Raw genomic sequence first — 16,060 nt, forward strand, 5'->3', positions numbered from 1 at the left:
ATCAATCCGGTGCAAATTCTAAAATTGGCAATAATAAAACACAAATACCTGAAGATCGCCATCAATAGGAAATAATGAATGAAAGATCGTGCCTGTCGAAAACGACTTTGTTAGGATCATAAGATCGGGGTAGCGTGTCCGATGAGAGAGGACCGAAATATGGGAGGAGGCTGCCTCCCGGTCCGAGAAAAGAATCAACAACGACAGGACGTCATCGCCTATGTCGCCGCCTTCCCTTCAAGAGATCGCGAAGGAATTCTTCGCTCTGCAAAACAATCGGCTGTTCACGATCGACACGCCGCTGTCCGGTCGCTCGGCGCTCGTGCTGACCGAGTTCGTCTGCGAAGAGGCGTTGGGCGAACTGTTTGAAATGAAGTTCATGCTCGCGTCCCAGGACCCGAACATCGAGCTCAAGCAACTGATCGGCAAGCCGGTGACGGTCACCCTGCAGCTGACCGACGCGCTTGCCAGCACGGACGTGCGCTATTTCCACGGCTACGTCACCGATTTTATACATACCGGCACCGATGGTGGCCTGGCGACCTACGAGGCTATCGCCCGCCCGTGGCTGGCCTTTATGGATCGCCGTCAGGATATCCGGATTTTTCAGGAGCAGAAAGTCGACGAGATTCTCAACGACGTGATGCATCGATACCGGAGATTCGGCGACGTTGTGTTTCGTCTATCCGCGCCAACGGTCAATCGCAGCTACTGCACGCAGTACAAGGAGACCGATCTCTCTTTTGCGCTGCGCCTGATGCAGGAGGAGGGGCTGTTCTTCTATTTCGAGCACAAGAAGGACAGCCATACATTAGTCGTCACAGACTCGTCGATCAACGTCGGCCCGATTGCCGGGCACAGTCCGGTGCTCCGCTATTCGACCGACGAGATCCTGGAAAGCAACCAGGTCGTCACATCCTTCGTATCGCGTCGCAGATTCTCGTCGGGCAGCGTTGCGCTCAAGACAGGGGACTACAAGGCTCCGAGCGCGCGACGGTATGTCGAGCGCGACACGGCCGTCGATCAGGGCGAGGTCGACAACTATGAGATCTACGACTATCTCGGCGCCCATGGTTTTCCCGATTCCGATCGGGGCGAACAACTCGCTCGATTCCGGACCGAGGCACTGGCTGCCCACAGCAAGATCTTCGTCGGCAAGAGTCACTATCGCAGGCTTGAGCTCGAGCGGTACTTCCAACTCGATACGCACTACGATCATGACCAGGCGCAGCCCGAGGATCGGCAATTTCTGTTGACGTCGATCCGGCACCACGGAACGAACAACTACCAGGCAAAACCGGGGTCGCAAACCACGGCAGTGTCGGGCAGCGCGATCTATTCGGCCGAATTCCGCTGCATCCGCAAGAAGATCCCGTATCGGCCGCTGCTGACGAGTCCTCGGCCGATGATCCATGGCGTGCAGACAGCTGTCGTGGTCGGACCGAAGGGCGAGGAAATTTATACCGACACGCTCGGTCGCGTGAAGATCCAGTTGCCATGGGATCGGCTCGGCAAGCAGGATCAGGGGAGCTCGTGTTGGGTGCGCGTCGCGCAACCCTGGGCCAGCAGCGGATTCGGGATGATCCAGCTCCCTCGCATTGGCGACGAGGTCGTCGTGACCTTCGCCGACGGCAATCCTGATCGTCCGCTAATTATTGCATCCGTCTACAACGCGGCAAACATGCCGCCGTGGGGGCTGCCGAACAATGCGACCCAGAGCGGCATCCTGACACGCTCGACGACGGGCGGCGACAATGGTACGGCGAACGCGTTGCGTTTCGAAGACCGAAAAGGGCAGGAAGAAGTCTGGCTGCATGCAGAGAAAGATCAGCGCATCGAGGTCGAGAACGACGAATCGCACTCGGTCGGCAACGACCGCGAAAAATCGGTTGGGAACGACGAGAAGGCCAGCATTGGCCAGAACTGGACCTTGTCAACCGGCGGCGTCAAGTTTGAGACAGTCGGCCTGGCCTCGGTGCAATCGGTCGGACTTGGCAAAATGCTCAACGTCGGTCTGGCCTACAACGTGAATGTCGGCGGCCTGTATCTACGCAACGTCGTACTGCAGATGGCCAGCACGGTCGGCATGGATCGCGTCGATCGCGTGGTTCAGGACTGGACCGCGCATGTCGGGCATACCTATGAGGTGACGGTACGAGGCAAGGCCGTCGGCGACGCGGTCAAGAAAGACCAGGAGACGCCACTCGACATTTCTCCCGGCTTCAGCCCGCAAATCCCCGATCCGGTTCAGAGCGCGAACAGCAACCAGATCCGGATCACCGATTCGGGCCAGGCAAGCCTCTCGGGCGCGAAGACAGCGCAGCTAATCGGTCCGGGCGGCACGATTACGATCGACGCGGCAGGTATTCACCTGAAGGGTACGGGGATCTACCTCGAGGGGCCGGTCACGCAAAGCGGCGGCAGTGCCAAAGGTCTTGCGCCCGTCACGGAGGCCGATTGTGCGGAGTGCGCGAAGAAGACCACCAGCGCGCATCCGGTGGACGTTGCAACAGGCCAGAAGTTGCTCACGCACGACGATTTCACATTGCCGGGACGGATGCCGATCCGTTGGAATCGACGTTATCGCAGTGCCGATCAGCGAACCGGCGGTTTCGGCGTCGCATGGAAACTGCAGTACGCGACCGAAGTACGTCACGTGACGATCGCCGGTACACCGAAGCTTGTTTATATCGACTTCGACGGCCGACAGCTGCAATTTCCGGTGCTCGATCCGGGTCAGGAACACTTTCATCCGATCGAGAAATACACGCTTCAGCGGCTTGACGATATCGACCGGCTCGCGAGGTACGCGGTACGCTTTCCGAATGGCATCGTCGAGACGTATAGCCCGCATCCGAGCGAATCCGATCGTTGGCTGTTGGAGCGCTACGAGACCCGCGACAAGCAGTTGCTGTCGTTTAGGTATACGCGGAGCGGCAACCTGCATCAGATCCAGAACAACTGCCATACGGTATCGTGCCGGCACGACGATGAAGGCCGCATCACCGAAGTCCATCTGCTCGACGAGCACGGCACTTCGACGCAGAAACTTGCCGCGTATCGATACGATGATCACGGCGATCTCGTTCAGGCGATCGACAGCGGCAATTTGACCTGGACCTACGCGTATCACACGCACCTGCTCACGCGCTACGAGACGCCGGCCGGCGCAACATTCGTCGCCGAGTGGGACGGCGAGACGCCACAGGCGCGCTGCATCAGAACCTACGCGTACACACTCGACGCCAACGGCCAGCCAGTCGTGACGCGCGAAGCACGCTTCTCTTATCAACCGGCCGCCCGGATGACCCAGGTGACGGATGCGCTCGGGAACTCGACGACGTACCGCTATAACGGCCTATGGGCGGTCGACCAGGTCGTTCATTCGGACGGTAGCGCGGACCAGACCGAGTTCGACGAGACGGGTAATGTCGCGGCGCGCGTCGACGCACTCGGCCGCAAGACGCAATCGGTCAGCGACACAAACGGGAATCCGATCGCGATCCGTGACGCCGCGGGCCAGCTGACGCGCATTGAATACAACGACCAGAACCTGCCGACGCGAATTACCGATCCCGCCGGGCATATCTGGCAACGCGAGTACGACACCGACGGCCATCTGGTCAAGGAGATCGACCCGCTCGGCAACACATCTGGTACCACGTTTGAGAATGGCCTGGCTGTCGCGCACACCGACGCGCTCGGTAACGTGACGAAAACACAATTCAACGACGCCGGTCAGTTGATCGCACGCACCGACTGCTCGGGCTTCACGACGCAGTACGGTTACGATGAGCGCGGGCGGCAAACCCACCAGACGAACGCACTGGGGCAGACGAGCAGATTTTACGGTAATGCTGCCGGACTGCCGACAGCGATCGCGCCTGCCGGGCTCGGCACCTGGACAACGACGTACGATCGGGCAGGACAGGCGATCGCCCATACCGATCCGCTCGGGCGCACGACGCAGGTGACACGAGACGCCTACGGCCAGATCGTCCGGATAGAAGCGCCGGACGGCAGCACCACCGGTTACGGTTATGACGCGCTCGGGCGGCTCGTGGCGCTGACCAATGCAAAGGGCGAGCACTGCACGTTCGAGTATGACGCGCACGGTCGCATGATTGCGCAAACGGGATTCGATGGGCGACGCCAGCAAGTCGAATACAACGCCGCTGGCGAACAGATCGCGCAAATCGATCACGGCAATGATGGCCAATTGCGCACGACACTGCTGTACGACAGTCTGGGACGACCGATCGAGCGACGACTCGGGGATAGCACACACACCACATTCGGCTACGACGCTCGTGGTCTGCTGACGCAGATCCGCCACGAACCGAAAGACAGCGAACCATCGCAGATCACGTACGAATACGATGCTGCCGGCCGGCGGACGGCCGAGGTTCAATCGCACCACGGGCGAGTTTGGCGGCTCCAGCACACGTTCGATGCAGCCGGCAACCGCAGCGGGATGCAGTTGCCTGGCGTCGGCACGCTGACTTGGCAACGTTACGGCAGTGGTCATATCCACGGGCTACTGCTCGACGGCGAACCGCTGGCGAGTTTCGAGCGCGACGCGTTGCATCGGACGATTCATGCGGCTCAAGGCCCTATCGCGCAGTTGTTCGCGTACAACGACGCAGGGCTCCTTCAAACGCAGCGCTTGCAGGATCTCGATGAGCGGGGGCAGCCACGTGCGGAACCGCGTCCGTGGCGCGCGTGGGATTACGATGCGGCCGGACAGATCACGCGACTCGCTGACACGTGGCGAGGCGAGCGTCACTTCCAATACGATCCGCTCGCGCGGTTGGCCAGTGTGAACCGGCTGGGAGGCGAAGCTGTCCCGCACCCGTCAGGGGAAACGTATCGGTATGACCCAGCCGGCAACCTGCTTTCGCGGCTGGACCACGGATCGGAACCCGACAGCGTAGCCATGTCGACGTCCGATACGGCCACCGTTCCGGAAGCGCCTGGCGATCGGCTAAAGCGATTCATCGCGATCGCCGGGCCGACGCGCTCCCAACTCGATTTCAGCTACGACGGGCACGGCAACCGTACCGGTCGCGTCGCGCGTGCGTTGCAGGAGGTGCCCGAGCCGGATCACAATCCGGGGCTGCTCGACAGGTTGCTGGCCCGTAGAGATGCCGTCACACCCGTGACAACACCTGAACCCGTGGAAACGCGCTACCGCTACGACAGCGGGCATCAACTCGCCAGTATCGAACAGGCCGACGGCAGCCGCACCGAATACCAATACGACGCGCTCGGCCGACGGATCGCAAAGGTTCACACGCCCGCCGGCGCAGCGCCGTCTACGACGTTGTTCGTCTGGGACGGCGACTGGCTGCTGCAGGAGGTCCATGCGGGGCAGACACCGCGCAACGACAAGTCCGTGACCTATGTTGCCCATCCGGACCATGCCGGGCCTGTGGCTCGGCTCGAGCGTGGCAAACGGTACTTCTACGTTACCGATCACCTTGGCGCGCCGCAGGAACTCTACGACGAGACGCGTCGGGTCGTGTGGGCGGCGGACTTCGACGGCTACGGGCAGACGAAATCGATGATCGCCGACGAGATCGACAATCCGATCCGGTTTCCGGGGCAATTCAGGGATAGAGAGTCCGGGCTGTACTACAACCGGCATCGATACTACGATCCAGCTATAGGTCGATACATCAATCAGGACCCGATCGGACTGCGTGGCGGGCCAAATTTTTACGCCTATGCGGATGGCATTCCGACACGGAAGATTGATCCTAGTGGTCTCGGCACAATAGCGATCGGTGCCGGTATCGGAAGTGTCGTTCCCGGGCCCGGGACACTGATCGGCGCGGGAATTGGCGCGCTGGTCATGATCGGAGCGGGCATCTGGTACATGACGAGGTCCACGGACGGTACGCAAGAAAAGGTCAAGGAAAAAGATGATTGCCCGAACAAATGCAACCCATGCAAAACCGTGTCAGGGAAAATCATCGCCGTTGGCACGTTTGGGTACAGACCGCTTGACGTGATACCCGACAATGAAATGCAACATGGTGTGTACGGGTCGCATCACAATATGTTCCAGGCCAATCAAATGCCATATCCGAAGTGCGACTGCTTCTGGGCGAAGCAAAAATATGTGCTTAAGCCGGAGCAATTGACATCAAGCATGGTGCCGGTTGAACCATTTCTCAACCCACCTTGATAGGGAAGAGGCGCATCGTGAAATACGTTTCATCTGGGCTAGATATCCACATTGGCGATCATGTTATCGTCGAGGGGGACGTTGTTGGCCTTGTCGTGTGTGATTTCGACAAGCGCCAATGTGTAGATGGGTATGACGACTGGCTTACCGACCAAGAGCTGGTCGGAGGCGGAAAATTGTCAGAAGGTATTCTTGTGGAAACAAAGGCGCTTGGATTTCTTTACTACTCTAGCGACGATGATGACATAGTGAAGGATCCGAAATTTACCGATGCGAAATGATATTTTCGAAATATCACGACGACAGTCGAGTAATAATTGAGAAAGAATGACGTATTGAGTTGGCAAAATGCAACCCATCATTCGCAAGGGTGACATGACCGATCACGGCGGTGTCGTGCTCGATGGCTTCGGAGGCATGGATCTCAGTGGTCGGCCAGCGGCTGGCGTTGGCCATATGGTCAGTTGCCCGAAATGTAAAGGTATATTCCCGATCATTCAGGGATCGAGCCAGTATTCGATTGAAGGTCGCGCTGTCGCCTTGCATGGCATGAAAACCGCCTGCGGCGCATCATTAATCGCCAGTCAGCAGCAGTTTCTTGCGGATCAGTAGAACACGCTCCCAGACCAGGTTTCCCCAACTGCCAGACAGTCACCCCTGGATCGATTGCGCGTTAATCGCCTCGCAATCCTTCACCAAGGCATCCAACGCACGACGCCCCACCGAGTTTGCTCACCTTCGCCCGCGCCTTCCTCCAGGGTCGCGAGCGTGGCATGGCAAACCAGAGGTCCGACTGGCACACCGATTTCCCGAGCGATGCAGGCCTGCAGTCGCGCAAGACCCTTGAAATTCCCCAGCGCCCTCTGGACGAAGTATTGATAGCGATAGAGTGCAGTCAGGTAAAGCTCGTGCTCAGGACCCAGCTTGAGGCTGACGTGACTAAGGCACTGACCGCCACGTGGATTGTCATAGTCTTGCTCGACGTCATAGAACTTCAGTTCCAAAGGCTCCAGAGCCATGTCCAGCTCATAGATTGCGCGCTGAGGACCGTTCTTGGCTCGCCTGGCTGCATCCAAAGATTCCTTAAGCTTCTTCATGGCGAGTTCTAGCGGATTCATGGTCGAGCCGTCCGAGCAGACTCGCTGCGTCAATCTCAGTGCGTAGGTACCCCAGCCCTCGCGCTGCAACAGCACGTATTCGGCGATAGCCGTAGCGGCACTTCTGCGCCGCGATGGCCATCATTCGACAGGTAAGCGATTCGTCGTCAACGCGGCGCCGTGATTCGTAGTGGAACAGCGAACGCGAAATCCCCACCAGCCCGCAGGCACCGTACTTAACGGGAGACAGATCGACCAGGCAAAAAACACCAGGATCATCGACAAAAACTATTGAGTTTCATTTTCTATATATCAGATCAAATACTGCAAAAAAGCCACCTTTTTTGCCAACCTACAACAGCCACACACCCCATCCCACCCCAATAATTCCCCTTGACGCCCTATCTTTCGAAATATATCTTTAGATATGTTTTACGACACATAGGACAGGATCATGCGACACAACCACTTCCGCGGCCATGCCCGATGCGACGGTCATGGTGCGCAGGCCCGCCCTGACTGGTTCGCCGGTCTCTGGTACGCGATCGGCCGCCACCGCCGCGGCCACGATCCATTCGGTGGCGGCCCGTTCGGTGGCCGTGGCGGGCGCGGCGGCTTTGGCGATTTCGGCGACGACGGCATGCCGCGCGGCCGCCAGTTCAGCTCCGACGATCTCCAGCTGCTGCTCCTCGCACTGGTCGCCGAGCAGCCGAGCCACGGCTACGAGCTGATCAAGGCGCTCGACACGCGCTCGAATGGTTTCTACAGCCCGAGCCCCGGCATGGTGTATCCGGCGCTCACGTATCTCGAAGAAGTCGGCTTCGTCGCGTCGCAGGCGGAAGGCAACCGCAAGCGCTATGCGCTGACCGACGCCGGTCGCACGCATCTCGACGCACAGCGCGAACGCGTCGACACGCTGTTCGCGCGCCTCACGCACCTCGCCCGCAAGATGGAATTCATGCGCCGCGCGTTCGCCGGGGAATCGGCGGGCACCGAAGCGCAGGACGAATCGCAGGCCGGCTGGCTGCCGGAGTTCGTCGAGGCGCGCCTCGCGCTCAAGCGGGCGCTGCTGCACAAGAGCGCCGCCGATGCCGACGAACAGCGCCGCATCGCGGCCATCATGCGCCGCGCGACGGCCGAAATCGAAGGCGGCTCCGGCGCGTGATCCGCGCCGCCCCGTCAAAACCCAAGGAGAACGGATTGATGCAGAACACATCCGAGCGCACCGTCACCCGCGTGCGCCACACCCTCAAGTTCCGCCTGTTGCAGGTCCTGCGCGTGCATGCCGTGACGCCGCATCTGCTGCGCGTCACGCTCGGCGGCCCCGATCTCGCGGATTTCGAATCCGCGTCGTTCGACGATCACGTGAAGGTATTTTTCCCGCCGCCCGGCGCCGAACGGCCCGCACTGCCGACGCTCGGCGAGAACGGCCCCGAGTTTCCGGAAGGCGAACCGAAGCCGGTCGCGCGCGACTTCACGCCGCGCCGCTTCGACCGCGCTGCTTGCGAACTCGATCTGGAATTCGTGCTGAACCATCCGGGCCCGGCGTCGCAGTGGGCCACGCAGGCCCGCGTCGGCCAATGGCTCGGCATCGGCGGCCCGCGCGGTTCGTTCGTTGTCCCGACCGGCTTCGACTGGCATCTGCTGATCGGCGACGATACGGCGCTGCCGGCCGTCGCGCGGCGTCTCGAGGAATTGCCGGAAGGTGCGCGAGCGGCCGTCGTGCTGGAAGTCGCCGATCGCTCCGCGCAGATCGCATTCGACACGCGCGCCGACGTGCATGAAATCTGGCGCTTTCGCGCGGAAGCCGACGCGGCGAATGGCGACGTGCTGCTGAATGCCGTTCGCGACCTGCCGCTGCCGCCGTCCGGCGACGGCTACGTGTGGGCGGCCGGCGAAGCGCTGTCGATGCGCGCGGTACGCCAGCACCTGACCGGCGAGCGCGGCATCGACAAGTCGCGCATCCGCGCGGCGGCCTACTGGAAACGCGGCGCGGCGGCCGTGCACGAAACGCTGGAAGACTGACGTCTACGGGTCGCTGGCGCCGAACAGACGGCATGCGCACACGCTGAAACAATCGTGGCGCCGGCGCACCAGCGGGCTTGGCACCGGTATCGCGGCTGGTATATATGTATGTCTGCGACGCCGCTGTCAGGCGACAGCCGCCGCAGCCCGCCCAGGAGCGCCCGGTCATGACAAAAGCAAGCCACGCTTCGCCTTTCCTTCGCAACCTGAAGATCGCCGGTTATTGCGGCCTTGCCGCGGTGGTCCTCGCGCTGTTTGTCGCGATGTGCGCGATCCTGAAGGAAAGCGCCCTCGACCGCGATGCCGCTCAGCACCCGGCCGATACACCCGAACTGCACGATGCGGGCGGTGGCCCGTCCGCATCGGCCGATGCGTCGGCCAAGACACCCGGCTGACGGCGTCCTGCCCAACGACCTCCCGCTGTTTACGGCGCGTGCCGGCGCCCCATCACGACGGCATGCACCGAATCGCCGATCCGTTCGAGCGGCGCGGTCACGCGTTGCCCGTACAGATGCGCGGCCAGCGCGCCGGCCGTGCCGACCAGCACGCCGCCCGCCATGTCGAACGGCCAGTGCACACCCGCGTAGACGCGCCCCCATGCGATGACCACGGCCAGCGCAGCCATCACGAACCCGGTGACACGCGTCGTGCTACCGAGCATCAGGCCGACCGCCATGCTCCACGCAAACGTCATGTGATCGCTCGGAAACGAGCTGTCCGGTGCATGCGGAATCAGCTGCGTACCGACGCCGGCCATGAACGGGCGCGGCGAAAACCAGAAATGTCCGAGTACCTGCGCGAGCGCGAGTGCCACGCAGACGCCGACGCCGGCTTCGATCGCCTGGCGCCGCGCCGGGCGCGCGCCGAAGATCCAGGTCAGCAGCAGCATCGCCGGCAGCGCATAGACGAGCCAGTCGGCGGCAAAGATGGCAAGGCGGGCGACGCCCGGCTGCGGTGCAACCCCGGCGTTGATGGCGGAAAAGAGGGTGAGATTGAGGTTCTGCATGAATCCGGTTGCGTGGGGCGTAAAAGGTCGACCGGTTGCCCGGCCGGATACGAACGATGCTAGGGCGTGCCCGCTTAAGCGATGCTTAATGGGGCGGCCGCACGGGGCGAGGCCCGCCGCGGCGAACGCACTTAGAGCCTGCACTGCAAGACAAGTTCACACAATTGTCATATTCCCGCGCGACCGTCTCCTGTAAAGGCTCACCCCGCCTCCCGTAAAGGCTCACCTTTTTCACATCATGGCGTCATCGATGCATGCGACCATCGAGCCGCCGGGCGCCATTCAGGCCGTTTGCATCGTTCATCTCAATATTTACGCCGCAAATTATTCGAAATCGGCAACAATTAATTCCAAATGCGGCATCGCACAACGGCAACGCACAGGCATACGATTACGACCACTCATCCACGAAGCGATCAACAACAAGGAGTCCGCATGAAACCCAGCGATGTCCGATCGAAAGCGTTTGCGATGCCGTTGACCAGCCCTGCCTTCCCGATGGGCCCGTACCGTTTCGTCGATCGTGAGTTTCTGATCATCACGTACCGCACCGATCCGGACCGTCTCCGTGAAATTGTCCCCGAGCCGCTGCAGGTCACCGAGCCGCTCGTGCATTACGAATTCATTCGCATGGCCGATTCGACCGGCTTCGGCGACTACACCGAAAGCGGCCAGGTGATCCCCGTCGAGTACAACGGCCAGCCGGGCGGCTATACGCTCGCGATGTATCTCGACGATCACCCGCCGATCGCCGGCGGCCGCGAGCTGTGGGGCTTCCCGAAGAAGCTCGCGTCGCCCACGCTGCACGTGAACACCGATCACCTCCTCGGCACGCTCGACTACGGCAAGGTGCGCGTCGCCACCGGCACGATGGGTTACAAGCACAAGGAACTCGACATCGACGAGCAGACGAAACGGCTCGCCGGCCCCAATTTCCTGCTGAAGATCATCCCGCACGTCGACGGCACCGCGCGCGTCTGCGAACTGGTGCGCTATTACATGCAGGACATCAAGATGAAGGGTGCATGGACGGGCCCCGCATCGCTCGAGCTGGCGCCGCACGCGCTCGCACCGGTGGCCGACCTGCCCGTGCTCGAAATCGTCGAAGCCCGGCACCTGGTCGCAGATTTGACGCTGGGCCTCGGCGAAGTCGTCTACGATTACCTGGCTCAGTAACACGTCCGCAGTCCTTTCTCCCTGTCAATCCTTTCACCACGGGAATTCGAACATGAGCAACCTGAATGGCAAGACCGCAGTCGTCACGGGCGCCGCGAGCGGCATCGGCAAGGAAATCGCACTCGAGCTCGCCAAGGCAGGCGCGGCCGTCGCGATCGCCGACCTGAACCAGGACGGCGCGAACGCGGTCGCCGACGAGATCAACAAGGCAGGCGGCAAGGCGATCGGCGTCGCGATGGACGTGACGAACGAGGAAGCCGTGAACAGCGGCATCGACAAGGTTGCCGAAACGTTCGGCTCGGTCGACATCCTCGTGTCGAACGCGGGCATCCAGATCGTCAACCCGATCGAGAACTATGCGTTCTCCGACTGGAAGAAGATGCAGGCGATCCACGTCGACGGCGCGTTCCTGACGACGAAGGCCGCGCTCAAGCACATGTACAAGGACGATCGCGGCGGCGTCGTGATCTACATGGGTTCGGTGCACTCGCACGAAGCGTCGCCGCTGAAATCGGCATACGTGACGGCCAAGCACGGCCTGCTCGGTCTGGCACGGGTGCTGGCGAAGGAAGGCGCGAAGCACAACGTGCGCTCGCACGTCGTGTGTCCGGGCTTCGTGCGCACGCCGCTGGTCGACAAGCAGATTCCGGAGCAGGCGAAGGAGCTCGGCATCAGCGAAGAGGAAGTGGTGAAGAAGGTGATGCTCGGCAACACGGTCGACGGGGTGTTCACGACGGTGCAGGACGTCGCGCAGACGGTGCTGTTCCTGTCGGCGTTCCCGAGCGCCGCGCTCACGGGGCAGTCGTTCATCGTCAGCCACGGCTGGTTCATGCAGTGAAGCCGCGCGCCCCCACCGAAAAGCAGGCCGTCGATGCGGCGGACCTGCATCACGAAGCCGGCGCACCGGCCCCCGCACGGTCGCTGCCATACGAAACCATCGCGCTCGTCCTGCAGGGCGGCGGCGCGCTCGGCGCCTATCAGGCCGGCGTGTTCGAAGGGCTGCACGAGGCCGGCATTCCGCTCGACTGGATCGCGGGCATCTCGATCGGCGCGCTCAACACCGCGCTGATCGCGGGCAACGCGCCCGAGCATCGCGTCGAGCGCCTGCGCGAATTCTGGGAAACGATCTGCCAGCCGGCGTTCTTTCCGACGATTCCGGCCGCGTTCGAATTCGCGCTGTTCAACAGCATCGACCAGATCCGCACGTTCTTCACCGCGTCGCAGGCGGCCAGCGCAATGATGCAGGGCCAGCAAGGCTTCTTCGTGCCGCGCTTCCCGCCGCCGCTGCCGGGCGTGTCCGACCATCCCGAGAAAATCAGCTGGTACGACACGTCGGCGCTGCGCACGACGCTGCTGAAGCTGTGCGATTTCGACCGGATCAATTCGGGCGAGACGCGCGTGTCGGTCGGCGCGGTCAACGTCGGCACCGGCAACTTCGTGTACTTCGACAACTCGCGCATCCGTCTCGCGCCCGAGCATTTCATGGCGTCCGGTGCGCTGCCGCCCGCGTTCCCGCCCGTCGAGATCGACGGCGAGTATTACTGGGACGGCGGCGTCGTGTCGAACACCCCGCTGATGGAAGTGCTCCGCGCCCGGCCGCGCCGCGACACGCTCGCGTTCCAGGTCGATCTGTGGAGCGCACGCGGGCCGCTGCCGCGCACGATGGCCGACGTCGCCGAACGCACGAAGGACGTGCAGTATTCGAGCCGCACGCGTTTCGTCACCGACACGCTGCAGCGCGAACAGCGCTACCGCAACGTGCTGCGCCACGTGCTCGAACAGGTGCCGGAAGCGCAACGCAAGAACGACCCGTGGTGCGTCGAAGCCGACGCGATGTCGAGCGGGAAGAAGTACAACATCCAGCACCTGATCTACCAGCAGAAGGCGTACGAGCATCATTACAAGGACTATCAGTTCGGTCTGTCGACGATGCGTGACCACTGGTCCGCGGGTCTCGACGACATCCGCAAGACGCTCGCAGTGAAGGACGGCCTCGCGCTGCCCAACAACGACGCGGGCTTCGTCACGCACGACATTCACCGCCGCCGGTAATGCCGTGTGCAACGGGCCGGCGCGCGTCGTGCGCCGGCCCGTCCTCATTTCAGATTCGACAATGCCGATTTTCATTGCGCTGTTCGCGCTCATCGCCGCCGGATGGGGCGCGGTTCACCTGTTTCACGTCGTCGCCGCGCAGTTCGGCCAGCCGGTCGCGATCGCGGCCGCCGTGCTCGCCGCTGCGATCCTGATCGCGCTGATCGCGGGGTGGATCAAACGCCGCCGCGACATCGCACCGAATACGAAGGAAGAAGGCTGGACGCACATCGTGCATCGCGCGTGGGGCGAGTTGCGCGTGTCCGCGACGCAAGGGCTGCTGTGGCTGTCGCATGACGGCGCGGACGGCCGCTATACGCTGTCGCAGCTCGACGGCTGCCAGGCCGCGCCGATCGGCGGCCGCTGGCATCTCGTCGTGCGCGTGCGCGACGCCGCGCGCAGCGAATGGAAGCTGCCGATGACGGACAAGCGCGACGCACAGCGCTGGGCGCGCGTGCTCACGCTTGCGAAGGACAACCGGCTCTGAACGCGCGTTCGCCCGCTCGTGCCACCGCGCGACGATCCGCTATCGCCCGCCGAGCGCCCACAGCGCATCGAGCACGTGCTGCGTCGCCCGCTCGACGGGACCGGCACGATGCGCAATCCCCAGCTCGCGCCACAACGCCGGGCGTAGCGGCCGCATGACGATCCGCGCATCCGACAGCGGCGCGCCGGCCTCGTGCGGCAAAAGCGTCGCGCCGTACCCGGCGGCGACCAGGCTCTTGATCGCATCGTTGTAGTTGAGTTCGATCCGCGGCTCGGGCCGGTGGCCGCCGAGCGCGAACCACTCCGTCGTGAGCCGTGACAGACGCGTCGTCGCATCGTTGAGAATCAATGGGCGCGCGGCCAGATACGCCGGCGTCACCCGGGCCGGAAGCGGCCAGTCCGCCGGCAGAAAAGCCATCACCGGATCGCGCCGCCACGGGCGGATCGATAACCCCGCGACCGGCGCCTGCGGCAGCGCAACCAGCCCGACATCGAGTGTGCCTTGCGCAATGCGCGCCAGCGTATCCTGCGACGTGAGCACCGCGATCTGCACATCGATATCCGGATGCTGCGCACGCAACCCGGCCACCGCCTGCGGCAACAAGTGCGCAATCGCCCCGGTCGATGCGCCCAGGCGCACCCGTCCGGTCAATCCCTGCACCTGTCGCTGCACATCGTCCAGCGTCGATTCGACCTCGGCCAGCAGACGCCGCGCCCGCTCCACCAGCACTTCGCCGATCGTCGAAGGCCGCACGTTGCCACGCGTGCGGGTCAGCAGCGGCGCACCGACGCGGCTTTCCAGCTCGGCAACGTGAAGACTGACGGTTGGCGGTGCGAGATGAAGCCATTGCGCCGCCGCGACAAAGGATCCCTGGTCCGCGATCGCGACCAGCGTACGCAGGCGGTCCAGACTGATCTCGCGCATCGAACACCTCTCGTTCAGAAAAGCTGAATCAAACGGTCAGCAAATTCAACTTTTCCTATTCTAGGCGTTCGGCGGACCATACGGCTTCCCCCGACGACCGAACGCGAGGAACACGACCATCATGAGCTTCCCCACTGTCTTCATCGACGGCGACCAGGGCACGACCGGACTGCAGATTCTGGAGCGTCTGCGCGACCGCGCCGACTTGCAGTTGCTCACGCTTCCGGCTGCCGAACGCAAGGACCCCGTGCGGCGCGCCGACGCGCTCAACGCATGCGATATCGCGATCCTGTGCCTGCCCGATGCGGCCGCGCGCGAAGCGGTCGGCTTCATCCGGAACCCCGCGGTACGCGTGATCGATGCAAGTTCGGCCCATCGCACGCAGCCCGAATGGGTCTACGGCTTTCCCGAGATCGCCGACGGACACGCGCAGCACATTGCGCACGCGAAGCGCGTCACCAATCCGGGCTGCTACCCGACGGGCGCGATCGGCCTGCTTCGCCCGCTGTTGCAGTCCGGCCTGCTGCCGCGCGACTACCCGGCGAGCATCCACGCGGTCTCCGGTTACTCGGGAGGCGGAAGGGCCGCCGTCGAAGCATTCGAATCCGGCGACGCCGCCGCACGCATGCTGCCGCTGCAGGTGTACGGCCTGGCTCTGGAGCACAAGCATGTCCCCGAGATCCGGCTGCATGCCGGGCTCGCACACCGCCCGTTCTTCGTGCCGGCCTACGGTGCCTATCGGCAAGGCATCGTGCTCACCGTACCGATCGAGCTGCGCCTGCTTCCGGCCGGCGTGACCGGTGAGCAACTGCATGCGTGTCTCGCGCACCACTACGCCGCCGCGCGTCACGTCGACGTCACGCCGCTTGCTGACACGCACGCGATCACGCATCTCGATCCGCAAGCGCTGAACGGCACCAATGACCTGCGGCTCGGCGTGTTCGTCAATGAAGATCGCGGGCAGGTGTTGCTGTCCGCCGTGTTCGACAATCTCGGCAAGGGGGCATCCGGCGCGGCCGTGCAGAATCTCGACTTGATGCTCGATACGTCGAGCGCGGCGTGAG

General features: G+C 62.8%; 14 protein-coding genes. 11 read left to right on the forward strand and 3 right to left on the reverse strand.

Going from position 1 to position 16,060, the window contains the following annotated elements:
* The first annotated feature begins 220 nt into the window (after positions 1-220).
* The 3 genes from tssI (at position 221) to ACWMMN_RS32065 (ending at position 6,802) form a co-directional block, all read left to right on the forward strand.
* Positions 221-6,190 (forward strand): type VI secretion system tip protein TssI/VgrG, encoded by a 5,970-nt coding sequence (gene tssI, locus ACWMMN_RS32055; RefSeq protein ID WP_486423665.1) that lies wholly within the window; start codon positions 221-223, stop codon positions 6,188-6,190.
* Positions 6,191-6,207: 17 nt separating this feature from the next.
* Entirely contained in the window at positions 6,208-6,471 is a 264-nt protein-coding gene (locus ACWMMN_RS32060; protein WP_486423666.1) for a hypothetical protein, read from the forward strand.
* 67 nt (positions 6,472-6,538) lie between these two features.
* A complete protein-coding gene (locus tag ACWMMN_RS32065; protein ID WP_081051972.1) occupies positions 6,539-6,802 on the forward strand; it encodes a PAAR domain-containing protein in 264 nt (87 codons plus the stop codon).
* Between the two features lie 80 nt (positions 6,803-6,882).
* On the opposite strand, the gene ACWMMN_RS32070 is transcribed toward ACWMMN_RS32065, so the two are convergent.
* Positions 6,883-7,308, reverse strand: a complete 426-nt coding sequence (locus tag ACWMMN_RS32070; RefSeq protein WP_486423667.1) for a hypothetical protein — start codon at positions 7,306-7,308, stop codon at positions 6,883-6,885.
* 433 nt (positions 7,309-7,741) lie between these two features.
* Here ACWMMN_RS32070 and ACWMMN_RS32075 point away from each other — a divergent pair, with 433 nt between their 5' ends.
* The 3 genes from ACWMMN_RS32075 (at position 7,742) to ACWMMN_RS32085 (ending at position 9,707) form a co-directional block, all read left to right on the forward strand.
* Positions 7,742-8,452 (forward strand): PadR family transcriptional regulator, encoded by a 711-nt coding sequence (locus ACWMMN_RS32075; protein WP_059238253.1) that lies wholly within the window; start codon positions 7,742-7,744, stop codon positions 8,450-8,452.
* Between the two features lie 38 nt (positions 8,453-8,490).
* Positions 8,491-9,312 carry a siderophore-interacting protein gene (locus ACWMMN_RS32080; RefSeq protein ID WP_174991731.1) on the forward strand — a complete coding sequence of 274 codons (822 nt, stop codon included), beginning with the start codon at positions 8,491-8,493 and terminating at the stop codon, positions 9,310-9,312.
* Positions 9,313-9,479: 167 nt separating this feature from the next.
* Positions 9,480-9,707, forward strand: coding sequence for a hypothetical protein (locus tag ACWMMN_RS32085; RefSeq protein ID WP_059238257.1), 228 nt, complete (start codon positions 9,480-9,482; stop codon positions 9,705-9,707).
* A gap of 29 nt (positions 9,708-9,736) precedes the next feature.
* On the opposite strand, the gene ACWMMN_RS32090 is transcribed toward ACWMMN_RS32085, so the two are convergent.
* The gene (locus ACWMMN_RS32090) at positions 9,737-10,318 is read right to left on the reverse strand and encodes a phosphatase PAP2 family protein (RefSeq protein ID WP_486423668.1); all 582 of its coding nucleotides are present in this window, start codon (positions 10,316-10,318) and stop codon (positions 9,737-9,739) included.
* 435 nt (positions 10,319-10,753) lie between these two features.
* Here ACWMMN_RS32090 and ACWMMN_RS32095 point away from each other — a divergent pair, with 435 nt between their 5' ends.
* From ACWMMN_RS32095 to ACWMMN_RS32110, 4 genes are all read left to right on the forward strand, one after another.
* On the forward strand, positions 10,754-11,494 hold the full coding sequence (locus ACWMMN_RS32095) for an acetoacetate decarboxylase (protein WP_059238261.1): 741 nt from the start codon (positions 10,754-10,756) through the stop codon (positions 11,492-11,494).
* Between the two features lie 52 nt (positions 11,495-11,546).
* A complete protein-coding gene (locus tag ACWMMN_RS32100) occupies positions 11,547-12,332 on the forward strand; it encodes a 3-hydroxybutyrate dehydrogenase (RefSeq protein ID WP_105391308.1) in 786 nt (261 codons plus the stop codon).
* Positions 12,329-13,546, forward strand: a complete 1,218-nt coding sequence (locus tag ACWMMN_RS32105; RefSeq protein WP_174991728.1) for a patatin-like phospholipase family protein — start codon at positions 12,329-12,331, stop codon at positions 13,544-13,546. Before ACWMMN_RS32100 ends, ACWMMN_RS32105 begins: the two co-directional genes overlap by 4 nt.
* 61 nt (positions 13,547-13,607) lie before the next feature.
* Positions 13,608-14,072, forward strand: coding sequence for a signal peptide protein (locus ACWMMN_RS32110; RefSeq protein WP_486423669.1), 465 nt, complete (start codon positions 13,608-13,610; stop codon positions 14,070-14,072).
* Positions 14,073-14,111: 39 nt separating this feature from the next.
* Here ACWMMN_RS32110 and ACWMMN_RS32115 read toward each other — a convergent pair whose 3' ends face one another.
* Positions 14,112-14,996 (reverse strand): LysR family transcriptional regulator, encoded by an 885-nt coding sequence (locus ACWMMN_RS32115; protein WP_486423670.1) that lies wholly within the window; start codon positions 14,994-14,996, stop codon positions 14,112-14,114.
* A 121-nt stretch (positions 14,997-15,117) separates the two neighbouring features.
* Here ACWMMN_RS32115 and argC point away from each other — a divergent pair, with 121 nt between their 5' ends.
* Positions 15,118-16,059, forward strand: coding sequence for an N-acetyl-gamma-glutamyl-phosphate reductase (gene argC, locus ACWMMN_RS32120; RefSeq protein ID WP_486423671.1), 942 nt, complete (start codon positions 15,118-15,120; stop codon positions 16,057-16,059).
* The last annotated feature ends 1 nt before the right edge of the window (position 16,060 follow it).

This window comes from Burkholderia cepacia complex sp. TUM26381, from assembly GCF_057439935.1.